The 16,243-nt window shown below is 63.6% G+C and carries 17 protein-coding genes; 11 read left to right on the forward strand and 6 right to left on the reverse strand.

Translation table 11 applies throughout. From position 1 onward, the window contains the following. Positions 1-23: 23 nt before the first annotated feature. Positions 24-1,589, reverse strand: coding sequence for an IS1182 family transposase (locus tag VKR55_RS11325; RefSeq protein WP_324402973.1), 1,566 nt, complete (start codon positions 1,587-1,589; stop codon positions 24-26). Here VKR55_RS11325 and VKR55_RS11330 point away from each other — a divergent pair. After that, complete coding sequence (locus tag VKR55_RS11330) at positions 1,485-1,871, forward strand: hypothetical protein (protein WP_324402979.1); 387 nt, start codon at positions 1,485-1,487, stop codon at positions 1,869-1,871. The two genes, VKR55_RS11325 and VKR55_RS11330, sit on opposite strands and share 105 nt — an antisense overlap. 12 nt (positions 1,872-1,883) lie before the next feature. Here the strand turns inward: VKR55_RS11330 and VKR55_RS11335 are convergent, their stop codons facing one another. Beyond that, entirely contained in the window at positions 1,884-3,476 is a 1,593-nt protein-coding gene (locus VKR55_RS11335) for a glycosyltransferase family 39 protein (RefSeq protein WP_324402906.1), read from the reverse strand. Positions 3,477-3,592: 116 nt separating this feature from the next. Here VKR55_RS11335 and lepA point away from each other — a divergent pair, with 116 nt between their 5' ends. The 8 genes from lepA to VKR55_RS11375 all read left to right on the forward strand — a co-directional run bounded on the left by lepA (position 3,593) and on the right by VKR55_RS11375 (position 10,734). After that, positions 3,593-5,404, forward strand: coding sequence for a translation elongation factor 4 (gene lepA / locus VKR55_RS11340; RefSeq protein WP_324402908.1), 1,812 nt, complete (start codon positions 3,593-3,595; stop codon positions 5,402-5,404). Positions 5,405-5,443: 39 nt separating this feature from the next. Beyond that, a complete protein-coding gene (locus VKR55_RS11345) occupies positions 5,444-5,695 on the forward strand; it encodes an antitoxin MazE family protein (RefSeq protein WP_324402910.1) in 252 nt (83 codons plus the stop codon). A gap of 11 nt (positions 5,696-5,706) precedes the next feature. Beyond that, positions 5,707-6,042 (forward strand): type II toxin-antitoxin system PemK/MazF family toxin, encoded by a 336-nt coding sequence (locus VKR55_RS11350; protein ID WP_324402912.1) that lies wholly within the window; start codon positions 5,707-5,709, stop codon positions 6,040-6,042. A 75-nt stretch (positions 6,043-6,117) separates the two neighbouring features. After that, complete coding sequence (locus VKR55_RS11355) at positions 6,118-6,450, forward strand: hypothetical protein (protein WP_324402915.1); 333 nt, start codon at positions 6,118-6,120, stop codon at positions 6,448-6,450. A 130-nt stretch (positions 6,451-6,580) separates the two neighbouring features. Then, the gene (locus VKR55_RS11360) at positions 6,581-7,564 is read left to right on the forward strand and encodes a Bug family tripartite tricarboxylate transporter substrate binding protein (RefSeq protein ID WP_324402917.1); all 984 of its coding nucleotides are present in this window, start codon (positions 6,581-6,583) and stop codon (positions 7,562-7,564) included. A 236-nt stretch (positions 7,565-7,800) separates the two neighbouring features. Next, positions 7,801-9,027 carry an MFS transporter gene (locus VKR55_RS11365; RefSeq protein ID WP_324402919.1) on the forward strand — a complete coding sequence of 409 codons (1,227 nt, stop codon included), beginning with the start codon at positions 7,801-7,803 and terminating at the stop codon, positions 9,025-9,027. A gap of 86 nt (positions 9,028-9,113) precedes the next feature. After that, complete coding sequence (locus VKR55_RS11370) at positions 9,114-10,286, forward strand: acyl-CoA dehydrogenase family protein (protein ID WP_324402921.1); 1,173 nt, start codon at positions 9,114-9,116, stop codon at positions 10,284-10,286. Between the two features lie 13 nt (positions 10,287-10,299). Next, positions 10,300-10,734 carry a DUF1801 domain-containing protein gene (locus VKR55_RS11375; protein ID WP_324402923.1) on the forward strand — a complete coding sequence of 145 codons (435 nt, stop codon included), beginning with the start codon at positions 10,300-10,302 and terminating at the stop codon, positions 10,732-10,734. 106 nt (positions 10,735-10,840) lie between these two features. Here the strand turns inward: VKR55_RS11375 and VKR55_RS11380 are convergent, their stop codons facing one another. Further along, positions 10,841-12,556, reverse strand: a complete 1,716-nt coding sequence (locus VKR55_RS11380) for a putative bifunctional diguanylate cyclase/phosphodiesterase (RefSeq protein WP_324402925.1) — start codon at positions 12,554-12,556, stop codon at positions 10,841-10,843. A gap of 476 nt (positions 12,557-13,032) precedes the next feature. Next, positions 13,033-13,473, reverse strand: coding sequence for a L,D-transpeptidase (locus VKR55_RS11385; RefSeq protein WP_324402927.1), 441 nt, complete (start codon positions 13,471-13,473; stop codon positions 13,033-13,035). Positions 13,474-13,769: 296 nt separating this feature from the next. Here VKR55_RS11385 and VKR55_RS11390 point away from each other — a divergent pair, with 296 nt between their 5' ends. Together VKR55_RS11390 and VKR55_RS11395 are read left to right on the forward strand one after the other, a co-directional pair. Continuing rightward, positions 13,770-14,126, forward strand: a complete 357-nt coding sequence (locus VKR55_RS11390; RefSeq protein WP_324402928.1) for a response regulator — start codon at positions 13,770-13,772, stop codon at positions 14,124-14,126. A gap of 265 nt (positions 14,127-14,391) precedes the next feature. Beyond that, positions 14,392-14,925 (forward strand): hypothetical protein, encoded by a 534-nt coding sequence (locus VKR55_RS11395; protein ID WP_324402930.1) that lies wholly within the window; start codon positions 14,392-14,394, stop codon positions 14,923-14,925. 145 nt (positions 14,926-15,070) lie between these two features. Here the strand turns inward: VKR55_RS11395 and VKR55_RS11400 are convergent, their stop codons facing one another. Together VKR55_RS11400 and VKR55_RS11405 are read right to left on the reverse strand one after the other, a co-directional pair. Further along, a complete protein-coding gene (locus tag VKR55_RS11400; RefSeq protein ID WP_414642340.1) occupies positions 15,071-15,637 on the reverse strand; it encodes a YbhB/YbcL family Raf kinase inhibitor-like protein in 567 nt (188 codons plus the stop codon). 133 nt (positions 15,638-15,770) lie between these two features. Next, complete coding sequence (locus VKR55_RS11405; RefSeq protein ID WP_324402932.1) at positions 15,771-16,193, reverse strand: GFA family protein; 423 nt, start codon at positions 16,191-16,193, stop codon at positions 15,771-15,773. Positions 16,194-16,243 lie beyond the last annotated feature (50 nt).

The raw sequence follows: 16,243 nt of genomic DNA on the forward strand, positions 1-16,243 counted from the left end.
CGAGGCTGGGCAAGAACTTGCGATCAGCCCAGTTGAGCCAGCTGTTGAGGACGACCGGCGAGCAGAAGCGTGCAGTAAGTCCAGAATGCGCTCAGAGCGGTCCAAGTGGAGTTTAGGCGAGCTGCGAGGCCGCACGGATGCAATAGAATGGCCTTTGCGATGCGGGCCATGAAGTGCTTGAGGCCGAGGATGTTGAGCACGCGAGTGAGGTTGTAGCAGAGCGCCATCAGACTCCACTCGCCGCGAACCTTGTCAAAGCCACGGACGAGGAAGTGCCGATAGCCGGCACGGCATTTGATGGTACCGAAGGGATGTTCGACAAGGGCAGAGCGGCGGCGCATCAGCTCGTCTGCGCCTTGCATGCGCGCGCGATGGCGGTCGAGAACATCCTCGTGCTCCCAGCGATGGACGATGCGTTGAGAGGCATTCTCGCCGAGACAACGTGATCTTAATCGGCAGGGTTGGCAGGTCGCTTTACGACTCGCATAGCGGGTCTCGATCCGGCCGCTTGCGTTTTGCCACTGTCCCTTGATCGGACGCAGCAGTTCGCCGGCCGGACAACGATAGACATCGGCGCCGGCATCGTAGTTGAAGTCCTTGCGGCTGAAGCGGCCCTTCTTCGCCAGGTGCCCCTCCGGCACCGGGACGTAGGCAACGATGCCGTCATCCTCACATGCCTTCAGTTCGAGACTGCTGTAATAGCCTTCATCGGCCAGCGCCTGCAGCGACTTTGCTTCAAGAACGTCTTTGGCCGCCTTCGCCATCGCATGAAGCTGGCCAACATCGCTGCTGTCGTTCACAACCTCGCTTGCCACGATGAGCTTGTGCTTGTTGTCCACGACGGTCTGCACATTGTAGCCGGCTACACCCTGACCGCTTTTGACCAGAAGGCGGGCATCAGGATCAGTCGTGGAAAGCTGCGTCTCGCCGCTCTCTTCCAGCCGGGCAAGATCGGCTTTGGCACGCGAGCGTTGGGCCATCAGCTCCGCGACCTTCGCGCCAATAGGCCCGCTGCGTCCTCCGCCGCCACCGCCGTTAGCCCGATTCTTCTTTTGCTTCTTGGCTTCCGCCGCGTCATTGTCCTCAAGCGACTTGCGGTAGGCCTCGATATCCTTATCGAGCTTTGCGATCTGGTCGGTCAGCCTCCTGCGCGTGAAGATGCTCGCCTTGCTGGCATCACCATGAAAGAATGAGCCGTCGATCGCAACGACGTCACCGCCAACCAGATCAAGTTCCCGCATCACCAGCACGAACTGGCGGTTCGCGGCCTTCAAAGCTCCCCAGTTCTCCTTGCGGAAGTTGGCGATCGTCCGATAGCCCGGCTGCAAGTTCTTGAGCAGCCAGATCAGCTCCAGATTGCGGCATGCCTCCCGCTCCAGCCGCCGCGACGACCTGACCTGATTGCTGTAGCCGTAAAGGTAGAGCTTCAGAAGATCGGCTGGATCGTAGGGCGGCTGTCCCTCTTCCTCCGCACCGCGATCCGCGTGGCGGAAGCCGAGCCTGGCAAGGTCGAGGGCGCAAACAAAGCTCTCGATGGCCCGAACCGGATTATCTGCTCCAACATAGTCCTCAATCCGCGCAGGAAGCAGGCTGGCTTGATCCCGGCTCTCGCCGGCCTTGAATGGGCGATTCGTCATGAACCGAATCGTACATCAATTGCGGCAAATGCCGAGTTCTTGCCCAGCCTCGACGAGCAATACACGCCAGCGAACATCAAACGTCGTCGTCATTCCGGGGCAGCCCGTAGGGCTGAGCCCGGAATCCATAACCACAGCCGTTTGTGGTTTGAAATGATCGTCGGCCCGCGCGGCAACAACAACAGCCTGGGGTTATGGATTCCGGGCTCGCGACTTCGTCGCGCCCCGGAATGACGAGCGTGTGGCCTATTTCCCCGGCGGCTGGATGTAGACCTTCCACGCGATCGAGGGGCCGGGATGGCCCTTGAAGAAGCGCCGTGTGGTCACGATCTGCTGCTCGGCGTTGGGCGCATTCTCCTTCATCCACTTCTCGCATTCCGGCAGGCGGCCGTCGGTGGTGTCGCAAATGCCGATGAAACCGAGGCGCTTCGCCTCGTCCAGCGAGGTCAGGCCCGACGACCAGATTTCGCCCGGCGTAAACGGCGCGGGATGATCGGAGCTATAGAACGTCATGGGCTCGCCGATCGCGGTGGTGCCGGCGACAACCGCCCAGCGCGAGCCGAACTTCTGGTGCCAGACTCCGGTCAATTCGCGCGCGAGCTGCGAACGGTCGCCATAGCTGCTGCCGCTGTCCGGATGCTCCTCCATGTCGAGGATGGCAATGCGTGGCGCCGCGGCAAGCGTCGCCAGCGACAGCACGAACCAGATCGCCGTGATGCGGAACAGCGCGCCGGCGGGGATGCGCAGTGCGGGGATCGCGACGATCGCAAGCGGCACCAGGAAGAACAGCGAGATGCCCCAGTCGGTCTTCACATAGACCGTGAAGATCAGCCCGCCGATCGGCGGGCCGACCGCGACGATGGCCTGGATCCACCAGACGTTCCTTGCCTGCGAGAGGTTGACGCCGCTGTTGGGACCACGCGAGAACGCGTGCGCGATCCAGCGCGGCGGCCAGGCCAGCGCGAGCGCCGCCAGCACCACCGGCAACGCGAGCAGCGCGAGGTTATGGCCGATATAGCCGAGCACGAGTTGCGCGCTCTGCGCGCGGCTCGACAGGCCGTAGACATCGCCGGCATAGGTGAGCGGCACGAAGTCCACGTCCTTGAGCCAGATCAGATGCGGGATCATCACCACCAAGAGCGTTGCGATCGCAACCCACGGCGCGGGTGAAGCCAGAAATCTCCAGCGCTCGGGATGGATCAGCGCGGCGAGGCCAATCGCGCCGATCATCGTCAGCACCCAGTATTTGGTCATCAACGCGGACGCGCCGGCGAGCCCGAGGAGCACGCCGGACAGCCAGGTGCGCTTCTCGAAGGCGTTGAGATAGGCCAGCACCACCAGCGGCAGCGTAACGAGCTGCAGCAGGTCGGCGTTATATTTGAAACCCTTGAAATTGAAGATCGGATAGAGCGCGAGCATCACCACGACCAGAAACGCGCGGCGTCGATCGACCACGCGGATCGCGATGAACCAGCAGAGGATGAGGCCGATGCCAAGCACGGTCATTGCAAGCGCATAGGTCGCCCAGTCCTGCACCGGAAAGACATCGAACCAGAGGCCGGCGATCCAGCCCGACAGCGGTGGATGCTTGCCGTAACCCCACTGGAACTTCTGGCCCCAGGCGAAGGCTTCCGCGACGTCCATGTGAACGTCCTCGGCGGCCTTCAGGGTGATCAGGATCTGCGTCCAAATGAGCCCATGCACGAGTGCAAAGGTGATGACGAGCCAGGGACCGGTGTCGCCGCGCCTGGCGCGCGAAACCAGCCACGCCGGTATTCGCGACAAGCGCAGGCGGCGCCTGCGGCGCATGGTGGCGGGGAAAGATGAGGCAGTCGACATGAGCCCATGCGTAGCGTGTTTTCCGCGGAAGTGGAATCAGCTTGGCGTGAAGAAAGTCCCTTGAAATCCAGCAATATAGTTGCCGCACCGAGTCCTTAAATGCTATCCCGCGCCCCATGACGACGGCCCCTCTTCCCAACATCCGCAACTTCTCCATTGTCGCCCATATCGACCATGGAAAATCGACGCTGGCCGATCGCCTGATCCAGATGACGGGCGGCCTTTCCGATCGCGAAATGGCGGGCAAGGAACAGGTGCTCGACTCCATGGATATCGAGCGCGAGCGCGGCATCACCATCAAGGCGCAGACGGTCCGGCTGCACTACAAGGCGAAGGACGGCAAGGATTACATCTTCAACCTGATGGACACGCCCGGCCACGTCGACTTCGCCTACGAGGTCTCGCGGTCGCTGGCGGCCTGCGAAGGGGCGCTGCTCGTGGTCGATGCGAGCCAGGGCGTGGAAGCGCAGACGCTTGCCAATGTGTATCAGGCGCTCGACAATGATCTCGAGATCGTGCCGGTCCTGAACAAGGTGGATCTCCCGGCGGCCGAACCTGCGAAGGTGAAGCAGCAGATCGAGGACGTGATCGGCATTGACGCCTCCGACGCGCTGATGATCTCGGCCAAGACCGGCGAGGGCGTCTCCGACGTGCTGGAAGCGATCGTCACGCGCCTGCCGCCGCCCAAGGGCGACCGCGACGCGACGCTGAAGGCGCTGCTGGTCGATAGCTGGTACGACGTTTATCTCGGCGTCGTCGTGCTGGTCCGCATCGTCGACGGCACGATGAAGAAGGGCCAGCGCATCCGGATGATGGGCACCAATGCGGCCTATGAGATCGAGCGCGTCGGCTTCTTCACGCCGAAGATGGAGCAGGTCGACGAGATCGGGCCCGGCGAGATCGGCTTCATCACCGCCGCGATCAAGGAAGTCGCCGACACGCGCGTTGGCGACACCATCACCGACGACAGGAAGCCGGTGACGGAGATGCTGCACGGCTTCAAGCCCGCGATCCCGGTGGTGTTCTGCGGCCTGTTCCCGGTCGATGCCAACGATTTCGAAACGCTGCGCGCCGCGATGGGCAAGCTGCGGCTTAACGATGCGAGCTTCTCCTACGAGATGGAAACCTCGGCCGCGCTCGGCTTCGGCTTCCGCTGCGGCTTCCTCGGGCTGTTGCATCTGGAGATCATCCAGGAGCGGCTGAGCCGCGAATTCGATCTCAACCTGATCGCGACCGCGCCGAGCGTGATCTACAAGATGAAGCTCACCGACGGCAGCGAGATCGAGATTCACAATCCCGTCGATATGCCGGACGTGGTCAAGATCGCCGAGATCGACGAGCCCTGGATCGAGGCAACGATCCTCACCCCCGACGAATATCTCGGCAGCGTCTTGAAACTGTGCCAGGACCGCCGCGGTGCGCAGAAGGAGCTGACTTACGTCGGCTCGCGCGCGATGGTGAAATACGATTTGCCGCTCAACGAAGTCGTGTTCGATTTCTACGACCGGCTGAAATCGGTCTCCAAGGGCTACGCCTCGTTCGACTATCATCTCACCGACTACAAGCCGGCCGATCTCGTCAAGATGCAGATCCTGGTCAATGGCGAGCCGGTGGACGCGCTGTCGATGCTGGTGCATCGTACCCGCGCGGAAGGGCGCGGCCGCGCCATGGTCGAGAAGATGAAGGAACTGATTCCGCCGCACATGTTCCAGATCCCGATCCAGGCGGTGATTGGCGGCAAGGTGATCGCGCGCGAAACCGTGCGCGCGCTGCGCAAGGATGTCACTGCGAAATGCTATGGCGGCGACGTCACGCGCAAACGCAAGCTTCTGGAGAAGCAGAAGGAAGGCAAGAAGAAGATGCGGCAGTTCGGCAAGGTCGATATCCCGCAGGAAGCCTTTATTGCCGCGCTGAAGGTGGATAGCTGACGCATTGAATTTTCGACCGTAACATGTTACGGTCGAAACATGGCCGCACCAAAGAACACCAGCCGAAAGAACACGAAGAAGGCTCGCACCCCGCAGCAGCGCATGGCTGCACGCCGGGCGCGTTTGCGGGCCCAAGGCCTGCGTCCGATACAGCACTGGGTGCCTGACCTCCGCAATCCGCGCATCCTCGCGGAAATTCGGCGCGAAGCTGCCATGCTGCCGAGGCATCCCGAGGACGCAGCAATCAACGATTGGCTGGATGCGATCCGGGATCCGGACGATTGGTCGTGAAGCGGGGAGACGTGGTTCTTGTCGTCTTGCAGGGAGACATAGGCAAGCCGCGTCCGGGCGTTGTAGTTCAGGCCGACGAGCTGGGCGACGCCACGAGCTCCGTTCTGATTTGTCCGATGTCGTCCGATGTAACCAAACTCCATCGTCTGCGGCCGGTCATCGAGCCGACCGCCACGAATGGCCTGCGTCTTCGCTCGCAAATCATGACCGACAAGATCAATGCGCTGCGAAGAGAGCGCGTGCGGCGAGTGCTGGGAACCCTGGACGAGGAGGTCATCGCTCGCCTCGACAGTGCGTTTCTTGTGGTATTGGGTTTGGCAAGAAGCCAAAAATCAGTGCACTCTTGATGTGCCGCGCCGGCTTAACCCTGAAGCGCGTCGATTTGAATCGTATCTGAATCGCCACCCGGTTATTCTGTGCCAATGTCACGTACGTTGTGCCTATCCATCGCCCTTCTCCTGTCGCTGGTGCTCGCGGTGACATCAGGCGCGTCCGCGCCGAAACGGCACGTCCATCATTGGCATGGCTACGGCTTCCTGCCCGGCTATCATCAGCCGCCGAACAACAGCCGTCCCGTTTTTGGTGCGAGGGGCGCCGTCACGGGGGAGCCGGACTATTCCCCGATGTATTTTGGCTATGACGGCGAGTGGCATTATTTCGGCCGGCCCGGGTTTTATCGCGGGCGCTACAATGGCGGCAGCTTTGGCCCGTGCTGGAGCTGGACGCCGATCGGGCCGGCGTGGAATTGCGGGTAGAAGGCTGCCGCCTTCCGGCACTCGCGCCTTCGCGCAACGCGACGGTCGTTGGTTCTCTGCACCTTCTGTGATATTTCGGGTCAAAAGGCGAAGAGCAAAACGGCAGCCATGCCGATCACGGAGGGGGTCCATGATGCGGGGAAACTCGATTCTTGCCGCAGCGTTCGCGGCGATGGCCCTGGCGGGAAGCCCCCTCGCGGCATACGCTCAAAGTGGTTCAAGCGGAATCATCCGCATCGTCGTTCCGTTCGCGCCGGCTGGCTCGTCGGACGTGCTGGCGCGTGTGCTGCAGCAGCCGCTGCAGGACGAGCTGAAGCAAACCATCATCATCGAGAATCGCGCCGGCGCCGGCAGCAATATCGGCACCAGCGAGGTCGCGCGCGCGAGGCCGGACGGCCTGACCCTGCTGCTCACCAGCAGCGCGTTCGTCGTCAATCCCGCGCTCTACAAGAACGTGCCTTACAACTTCACCAGGGATTTCGCGCCGATCGCCTTGCTTCCGGTCGCGCCGAATGTCTTCGCGGTCAATCCCAAGCAAGGCGGCATCAACGCGCTCTCCGACCTGATCGCCCGCGCCAAGGCCGATCCGCAGAAGCTTAACTACGCGAGTCCGGGCAACGGTACGACGCCGCAGCTCACCATGGAGCTGTTCAAGCTCAAGACCGGCGCCTCCATCACCAACATTCCCTATAATGGCGGCGGACCGGCCACCCAGGCGCTGATGAGCGGCACCGTCGACGTGTTGTCGACGGCGCTGCCCGGCGCGCAGGCGCAGATCCGCGCCGGCACCATGAAAGGCATCGCGCTCACCACGGCCGAGCGATGGCCCAACCTTCCCGACGTGCCGACCTTCAAGGAATTGGGCTATCCGGACATCGACCTCAACACGGAGCACTTCTTCCTCGCACCGGCCGGGACGCCACCGGAGGTGATCGACCGGCTCAGCAAGGCGACGCTTGCGGTGCTGGCGCGGGACGACATCAAGAAGCGGGTTGTCGCGCTCGGCTATCTTCCGAAGGCCGATGGGCCGGACGCGGCGAAGGCGCGCATTGCCAAGGACGTCGCGTTCTACACGGACCTCATTGCGAGAGCGAAGATCCCGCAGATCCAGTAAGGAGAAAGTTGTCATTCCGGGGCGATGCCAAGCATCGAACCCGGAATCCATTTCTCCCAGCATTCGGGCGGTGTGATGGATTCCGGGCTCGCGCTAGCGCGCGCCCCGGAATGACGACGACGGAGGTCCGTTCTCCGGAATAACAGCCACGCGACTATCCCACCTTGCCCTTCGGCACCAGATAGATCACCATCGCCCCCTCAAGCAAAGCCCCGGCAGACGGTGCGAGGAAACGCATGACCACGTCCTCCCGGTTCGACTATGGCTGGGTTGTCGTTGGCGTCGGCGCGCTGATGACGTGCGTCGGCTTTGGCACAATGCTGTCGCTGGCGGTGTTCCTGCAGCCGATCTCGGAAGCGATGGGCTGGTCGCGCGCGGGCGTGTCGGCGGCGGCGACGCTGGATTTCCTGTTTATGGCCGCGGCCGCGTTCGTCTGGGGCACGCTGTCCGATCGCTTCGGCACCCGCATCGTGGTGCTGGCCGGCAGCATCATCCTCGGTCTTGGGCTGACACTGGCGAGCCGGGCGCAGAGCCTCTGGCAATTCCAGCTGACGTTCGGCGGATTGATCGGGGTCGCCGCCGGCAGTTTCTACGCGCCGATGGTGGCGGTCGCCAGCGCCTGGATCGAGAAAAACCGCAGCCTCGCGGTTGCGCTGGTCTCCGCCGGCATGGGCGTGGCGCCGCTGACGGTCGCGCCATCCGCAAGCTATCTGATCACGGCCTATGACTGGCGCACGGCGATGTTCGTCATCGGCATCGCCGCGTGGGCGTTGCTGATTCCCGCCTCGTTTCTGGTGCGCCCGGCGCCGCAGCGCGCGAACGTTGCGGCCACACAAGCAACTGACCAGCCGGAGACGAAATGGACCGCGGCGCAGGCGCTGCGTACGCCGCAATTTGCGGCACTGGCAGGCGCGCATTTCGCCTGCTGCGCGGCGCATTCGGGACCGATCTTCCACATGGTGTCCTATGCGATGGTCTGCGGCATCGCGCCGCTCACCGCTGTCACCGTCTATAGTCTCGCCGGCTTCTCCGGCCTTGGCGGACGGCTGTTGCTCGGTGCCCTGGCGGATCGGTTCGGCGCCAAGCCGGTGTTGGTCAGCGGATTGCTGGTCCAGGCGCTGTCGATTGCGACTTATCTGGCGGTAGCGCGGCTCGGCGAGTTCTATGCGCTGTCGGTGGTGTTCGGCCTCGCCTATGGCGGCGTGATGCCGCTTTACGCGGTCTTGGTGCGCGAGTTCTTCGGCGCGCGCATCATGGGCACGGTGTTCGGCGCGGTGTCGGCCTTTGCGAGTCTGGGCATGGCGCTGGGCCCATGGGCCGGGGGCTACGTGTTCGACACTTTCCACGACTACACCTGGCTGCACGCCGGTTCTTTCGCGATCGGGCTTGCCGCAGTCGCTGTCGCCCTGAGTTTCCCTGCCAAACGGGCGCAACCGCTCGACTTCGGCCGCGTTACTGCCTGATCGGCAGAGGTGGCTTGATCGGCGCATGCGGATGCGCCACCATGCACTAATTATCACTCGATAAAAAAGAGCGAAGGACCGCCGCCATGAACCAGCTTCCCGGCTTTGGCCTGGTCGAGCGCGCCCGCGCGCTGCAGCCCCTGATCGCGCGCGAAGCCGACGAGATCGAGCGGACGCGGCGGCTGACGCCGGCGGTAACCGCAGCCCTGATCGACAACGGGCTCTACCGGGCGCTGTTGCCGCAAAGCGTCGGCGGTCACGAGGTCCCGCTCGAGGTCTTCATGCAGATGCAGGAGGAGATCGCCAAGGCCGATGCCTCCACCGCCTGGTGCCTCGGCCAATGTTCCGTCTGCGCCATGACCGCGGCCTATCTCGAGGTGGATGCGGCGAACGAAATCTTCAACACAGCACCTGGCATCCTCGCCTGGGGTGCGATCGCGCATGAGGTGAACGTCGTGCCCGGCGGCTACATGGCGAATGCGCGCTGGGATTTTGCCTCCGGCTCGCGGCAGGCGAGCTGGCTGGGGGCGCATGTGCGCGTCGTCGACGCCGACGGCACCCCGCGCAAGAAAAAGGACGGCTCGCCGGAAATCCGCACCATCCTGTTTCCGGTCACGTCAGCCACGATGTACGATGTCTGGGACGCGATCGGGCTGAGGGGAACGGGTACGGATTCCTATTCGGTCGAGAACCTGTTCATCCCGGACAGGTTCGCCGTGCTGCGCGACGACATGAGCGCGGTGCGCGAGAAAGGCCCGCTCTACAAGATCACGACTCATGCGACCTTCAGCATGGGCTTTGCCGCAACCTCGCTTGGGGTGGCGCGCGCGACACTGGACGCGGCGACCGAGCTTGCCCGCAAGAAGGTCCCGCAAGGGCTGGGGGCGATGCGCGAGAACAACGCGGTGCAGGGCCTGATCGGCCGCAACGAGGCGAATTTGCGCGCGGCCCGCGCCTATCTCTATTCGACCGCACGCGAGGTCTGGCGCGACCTCGAAGCCGGCGGGTCCGTCACCGAAGCCCATCGCATCGCGATCCGCATCGCCGCGACCTGGACCATCCACCAATCCGCCGCCGTGGTCGACGCTGCCTATCACATGTCGGGCGCGACCGCCGTGTTCGCGACAAATCCGTTCGAGCGGCGCTTCCGCGACATGCACGCGATCGCGCAGCAGCTCCAGGCGCGCGACACGCATTACGAGGACGCCGGCCGGTCGATCCTGACGTCTGGTCTCCCGAAGCCGCCGACGGCGAGGTGAGGTACAAAGCGCGATGAGTGAGGCCGGACCCAAGCTGCGCCGCAATCAAGCCGATCCCTCGGTCGCAGCGGTATTCGACGCTTATCCGGCACCCGTGCGGCGCAGGCTGATGGCGCTGCGAAAGTTGATCCTCGATACGGCGCACGCCATCGAGGGCGTCGGCGCGATCGAAGAGGCGCTGAAATGGGGACAGGCGAGCTACCTCACCAGCGAAACCAGGAGCGGCAGCACGATCCGAATCGACCGGGTGAAGTCGGCGGGCGATGAGGTCGCGGTCTTCTTCCATTGCCAGACCAATCTGGTCGAGACCTTTCGCGAGCTCTATCCGGAGCTCCGCTATAGCGGCAATCGCGCGATCCTGCTGGATGCCAAGGCAAAGATCCCCGAGGTCGCGCTGCGTCACTGCGTGGCGCTGGCGCTGACGTATCATCGGTGGAAGGGCAGGTAAAAAACCTCGTAACCGTCATTGCGAGGAGCGTCAGCGACGAAGCAATCCAGAGCCGCGCGTGAGCCTCTGGATTGCTTCGCTTCGCTCGCAATGACGACGGAAAGAGCTACGCCACCAGCGCGGACCGCAGATCGTGGACGGCATCTGCGTCGCATTGCGCCTGCAGGAGCTGCACGACTTCCGCATTGGGGCGGGCGCGGCTGAACAGGAAGCCCTGGCCCTCGTGGCAGCCTTCGGCGCGCAGGCAGCTCAGCTCGGCTTCGGTCTCGACGCCCTCGGCAGTGATGATGACGCCGAGGCCCTTGCCGAGGCTTGTGATGGCGCGAATGATCGCCTGCGCATCGCGGTTGGCATCGAGATCGCGCACAAAGGACTGATCGACCTTGATCTTGTCGAACGGAAAGCTGCGCAGATAGCTCAAGCTCGAATAGCCGGTGCCGAAATCGTCCATGGAGACGCGCACACCGAGCGCGCGCAGCGCGTGCAGCGCGGCGGCCACCTGGCTGCTCTTCTCAAGCAGCAGCGTTTCGGTGATCTCGAGCTCGAGGCGTTTGGGCAGCAGCCCGGACTGCTTCAGCGCGTCCATCACAATCGAGAGCAGGTTGGAGGTGCGGAATTGCGCCGGCGACAGGTTCACCGCGACCCGCACGTCGTCCGGCCACAGCGCCGCATCGAGGCAGGCGCGGCGCAGCATCATGACGCCGAGGCTGTTGATCAGGCCGGTTTCCTCCGCGATCGGGATGAATTCGCCCGGCGGCACCATACCACGCTCGGGATGCGGCCAGCGCACCAGCGCCTCGAAGCCGGTGATGCGTCCCGATGCGAGGTCGACCAGCGGCTGGTAGTACGGCTGCAGCACGTCGTTCTGGATCGCGTCGCGCAGCTCGAGCTCGATCTTGCGGCGGGTCTGGGCGCGCGCGTCCATGCCCGCCTCGAAGAAGGAGAAGGTGCCGCGCGTCTCGGTTTTCGCGCGCGATAGCGCCATGTCGGCGTTCTTCAGGAGCTTCTCCGAATCCTCGCCGTCGCCGGGCGCCATCGCAATGCCGATGGTGGCGCCGATCACCACCGATTGGCCGTCGAGCAGATAGGGATCGCCGATCGCCTCCAACAACCGCCGCGACAACAGCACCGCATCCTCGGGCCGCGCCAGCCCGGTCTGGACGATCGCGAACTCGTCGGAGTTGAGGCGCGCGAGCACGTCCTCCTCGCGCAAGGTCGAGCGCAGGCGCTTTGCCACGCCACGCAGCAACTTGTCACCGACGCCGTGGCCGAGCGTGTCGTTGACCGATTTGAAATTGTCGAGGCCGAGCACGAGGACCGCGACCTTCTCGGCGCTGCGCCGCGAGTGCAGCAGCACCTCGTCCATCTGCTGGCGCAGCAGATTGCGGTTGGGCAGGCCGGTCAAACCGTCATGCTGGGCGAGGAAGGCAAGCCTCTGCTCCGCGCGCTTGCGTTCGGTGATGTCCATCAGCGCGAGCAGCACCGAGGGCTGCTCGTGATAGAGGAGGTTGCGCGAATAGATCGCCAGATCAATCAGCGTGCCGTCGGCCTTGACGTGCTTCCAGGTCCGCGCCGCCTGCTCGTCGCTCGACAATTCGCTGGCCCACGGCGCGTCGCGGTCGAACGCCTGCAGGCTCTTGATGGTGAGCTTCCGGAATTCGGCACGGCTATAGCCGTAATGCTGGACCGCGGCGTCGTTGACGGCAAGAATGCGCTCGCCGTCCAGCGCGCAGACGATCATCGGCACTGGATTGGAGTCGAACAACAGCCGGAACGACGCCTCGCGCTGCTGCAACTCGCTCATGTCGACGCGCAGGCGCATGACGCCGCCATCTGCGCGGGCGCGGCGGACGGATGGCTTCGCCGGCCGTCCGAACATCCGCCGTGTCGGCACTGATCTGCGCTTCTTCCTTGTTGGCCGGGTCCTCGGCATCAAACGGCTCAAACTCGCATTCTGCGCTGCCATTTGTCCGAGAGGTTCTTAAGAAAATGGTATCTCGTTGCTGTAGCGACCCGTTTCGGTACGCGCGCGATCAGGCGACAAGGGAACGGAGCTTGGCTGTTACGCGAGCTTTTCTGCAGCCCTGAATACAATTGAAAGCGGGATCACAACTCCCCGTAGCGCCCAATCATGCCGAATCCGCTCGACCATGGCGGTTGCACAACGCGCACGAGGGATCACCCTTGAAAATTCGCTAACGGCGCCAGGTGCGCCCGAAATTTGATCAATCGGAGAGACGGTTATCGCGCGGTTAAAGTCGTACCATCAACGCGCGCATGATCGAGTTCTGCAATCGTTCAATCCGAAATCTCGATCGTGGTGTTGCGTGGCCCGACGTGCCGGACCAGCGAGAACAGGATCGCCGCGTTCGCCGGATGCAGCCGCACGCAGCCATGCGACACCGGGCCGCCAAGTTGCGCGATGTCGTTGGTGCCGTGAATGGCGAAGCCGTAATAGAAGAAGATCGCATGCGGCATCGGCGCGTTGTAGTACTTGCGCGAAAAGTAGGAGCGCATCATCGCCTGCGGATGGAAGGTGCCGCTCGGCGTGCCATATCCGTAACGCCCGGTCGAGACCGGCCAGTTGTAGCGGGGAACGCCATCGACGCTGACCGACATGCGCTGCGAGGATTTGTCGATCTGCACCAGCACATCGGCGCGCGCCGATGTCCACGCAGCGAAGACAAGCGCGACCGCCACGGCAAGCGCCGCGAGCGGCCTGCACCAAATGCATCTCATGAAAACTGCCCCTTGCCCGTCCCAAGACGCGGCGCATGATGTCGCCGCGCGCCGCCGCCTGTCAAAGGGTTTGGCAGCGCGGCGGCCCGCATGGCCGACTTGCCTTTCGGCCGAAGACGGCCGGCGGCGCATGAGGCGGGCCAGGCTGTAGCGGCCCTGCCGGACCAGGCCAAGCCCCGCGTTATCTTCTTACCTCCGGGCAGTTCCCGATAGGAACAGCGAGACTTTTTTCCACGCTCGCTGAACCGCCGCCCACCCAGGCGATTAACATAGGTTAGTCATGTCGGAGGTCTGCCGTGGGCCAGTCGAAGCCTTTCCGCCGAACCGCGATTGTGGTTGAGGACGACACCGTTCAGCGCGACATGATCGCGCTGCTGTTGGAAGAAAGCGATTTCAAGGTGATCCAATGCGAGGACGCCGAGACGGCGTCGTTGGCGCTCAAGGCTTGCCATCCGTCCCTGTTGATTACCGATGTCGGCTTGACAGGCAAGATGGATGGCGTGGAGCTCGCCCGTCTCGCACGGACGAATGATCCCACGATGCGCGTCGTGGTCATTTCCGGCCAACCTCCACCCGACGCGCTGCCCGACGGGGTCACATTTTTCGCCAAGCCGGTTTATCCGGTCGCACTGCTGCGGGAGGCGACCCACTGAACAGCCGTCCAAGGTGGTTCGGACCGGAGCAGATTGCTGCGTGTCTGCGCCCGCCTTGAGCGATGAACTGAAACGCGGCGAGGACGGATTCGAGCGCGACGTGGCACGGGGGGTGGCGCTCGAGCAGGCGCTCGGGATCCACGATCCGGCCCGGTTCACACCCGCCTGAGGTCCGGATTGGGGCCGTGGCTACCCCTACCAACGATTGTCCCCAGAAGGCAGGGCGTGATTTGCGTCGCGGCCGGAAGCCGACTAGTAAGGCTGAATGGCGCATGAAGCCGACGAGGAATGGTACGGGGAAGATGAGGTCACGCCGCAGGGCGGACGTCGGCGGCGCGCGCCGCTGATCCTGGGCTTGATCCTGGTGGCTGTGCTGGTGGTCGCCGCCGCCGGGGTAGGCTATTTCTGGTTCTTTGCCGACAAGTCGATCGCAGCGCCAACCCCTGAGGCCGCGGCAAACGGCGATATGGCGCCGCCCGACAAAGCGTTGCTGACTGACCTGCTCGCCACGCAGCAGAAGACGAGCGCCGACATCGAAGCGCTGAACCAGAGCGTCGCGGCCCAGGAGGAGCAGCTCAAGGCGATGTCGGATCAGCTGTCGGCTTTGACCTCCCGGGTCGACGCGTTGCAGAGCGCGACCGCCCAACCCGCGCCCCCACCTCCCGCTCCGCCGGAGGCGCGAGCGCAGGTCGTCCCGAAGCGGACCACCAAGAAGCCATCGCACGCATCGAGGCCTGCGGGCCCTGTCTCCGTCGGCGGCGCGCCGCTGAGAACCACGCCGGACGCCAACGGCCGTTAGGCTCAATCCGATATTCGAGAGTGGGCGCGACGTGATGGCGTCGCGGTCATGACTGCTTCCCTCCGGTTATTGGGGAAGTCGTCCCGTTCGCATGCACGAAGACGGATCGCGCACACGCTGATCCGTCCCGCGAACGACAGGTGCTTTAGCGGCCGTACAAGCCGGTCAATGTCGCCTTGGCCAAGGTATGGAATTTCAAGTCGTACCCGACCAGCGCCGCCGAGGCGGAATCGTTCTTGGCGTCGGGCAGCTTGTCGACGTCAACGGCAAAAACCATGATGTGATAATGATGCGGCTGGTCGCCCTTCGGCGGGCACGGGCCACCGTAGCCGTCGGTCCCAAAATCGGTACGGCTCTGAATAGCGCCCTTGGGCATCAGTTTCTTCTTCACGTCGCCAGCGCCCTTGGGCAACGATGTCGTGCCAGGTGGAATATTGAACACGACCCAGTGCCACCAGCCGCTGCCGGTCGGCGCATCCGGATCATAGATGCTGACGGCGAAGCTCTTGGTCCCGCTCGGCGCGCCACTCCAACTCAAGGCCGGAGAGACGTTGCCGCCGGTGCAACCAAAGCTGTTGAAGACCTGTTCATTAGCGATGGTAGCGCCCTCTCTGATGTCAGGGCTGGTCAAGGTCATGTTTTGCGCAATGGCCGCGCTCGAGCCGAGCACGCTGACGCCAAGCGCCGCAATCCAAAGGCCGAATTTTGTCATGCCGTTCCTCCCCTTGCGATAGGCCGGGATTTTTCATTCTTCCCGTGCCGGCGCCAGTCATAGCAATTGTTGCATTTGCCTGGAAGCCAAACGGGCCAGGGGCGGGACTGGCCAGTTCGGTGGCTGAGCATCTCTATCGGGACGGCGGCGAAGGCGGCATCTTCGGAAACTGTGGCAGCCCTTCATGCATGAGGTGCCACGGAGCCGCCGACGAGACGTAGAGATGCAGAGTTGGCTTCAGATCGGCGCTGTCATCCAGAGCGCCCAGCTTGACCGTCGTGAATGGCGCGCGTGGGGGTACACTCCAGAGCGGCGTTCCACACTCCGGACAGAACGCGCGCTTTGCGTCCTCACCACTGTCCGCCCTGCTGACGTAGACCTTGGGCTCGCCCCGGACGATCTCGAAGCCTGAGTTTGGAGCGAGCGCGACATAGTTGGGCGGGCCGCCGGACGCCTTCTGGCAATCCTTGCAGTGACAGACGCCGACCCCCATCAACGGCGCGTTGATCTTGAACCGGATGCTCCGGCAGGCGCAGCCACCTTCTCGAATCGTCATGACCTTCCTTCCTTCATTTGTCAGGCAGGAGGTCACGTTGCCAGAGGCGC

The organism is Bradyrhizobium sp. (genome assembly GCF_035309285.1).
Lineage (GTDB): Bacteria > Pseudomonadota > Alphaproteobacteria > Rhizobiales > Xanthobacteraceae > Bradyrhizobium.

Bases quoted from the DNA above. Each gene is read 5' to 3' on its own strand.
- VKR55_RS11380 (WP_324402925.1), bottom strand. From the start codon at position 12,556: ATGCGCCTGCGCGTCGACATGAGCGAGTTGCAGCAGCGCGAGGCGTCG.
- VKR55_RS11375 (WP_324402923.1), top strand. From the start codon at position 10,300: ATGAGTGAGGCCGGACCCAAGCTGCGCCGCAATCAAGCCGATCCCTCG.
- VKR55_RS11395 (WP_324402930.1), top strand. From the start codon at position 14,392: ATGGCGCATGAAGCCGACGAGGAATGGTACGGGGAAGATGAGGTCACG.
- VKR55_RS11405 (WP_324402932.1), bottom strand. From the start codon at position 16,193: ATGACGATTCGAGAAGGTGGCTGCGCCTGCCGGAGCATCCGGTTCAAG.
- VKR55_RS11335 (WP_324402906.1), bottom strand. From the start codon at position 3,476: ATGTCGACTGCCTCATCTTTCCCCGCCACCATGCGCCGCAGGCGCCGC.
- VKR55_RS11370 (WP_324402921.1), top strand. From the start codon at position 9,114: ATGAACCAGCTTCCCGGCTTTGGCCTGGTCGAGCGCGCCCGCGCGCTG.
- VKR55_RS11400 (WP_414642340.1), bottom strand. From the start codon at position 15,637: ATGACAAAATTCGGCCTTTGGATTGCGGCGCTTGGCGTCAGCGTGCTC.
- VKR55_RS11365 (WP_324402919.1), top strand. From the start codon at position 7,801: ATGACCACGTCCTCCCGGTTCGACTATGGCTGGGTTGTCGTTGGCGTC.
- VKR55_RS11360 (WP_324402917.1), top strand. From the start codon at position 6,581: ATGATGCGGGGAAACTCGATTCTTGCCGCAGCGTTCGCGGCGATGGCC.
- VKR55_RS11355 (WP_324402915.1), top strand. From the start codon at position 6,118: ATGTCACGTACGTTGTGCCTATCCATCGCCCTTCTCCTGTCGCTGGTG.
- VKR55_RS11345 (WP_324402910.1), top strand. From the start codon at position 5,444: ATGGCCGCACCAAAGAACACCAGCCGAAAGAACACGAAGAAGGCTCGC.
- lepA (WP_324402908.1), top strand. From the start codon at position 3,593: ATGACGACGGCCCCTCTTCCCAACATCCGCAACTTCTCCATTGTCGCC.
- VKR55_RS11385 (WP_324402927.1), bottom strand. From the start codon at position 13,473: ATGAGATGCATTTGGTGCAGGCCGCTCGCGGCGCTTGCCGTGGCGGTC.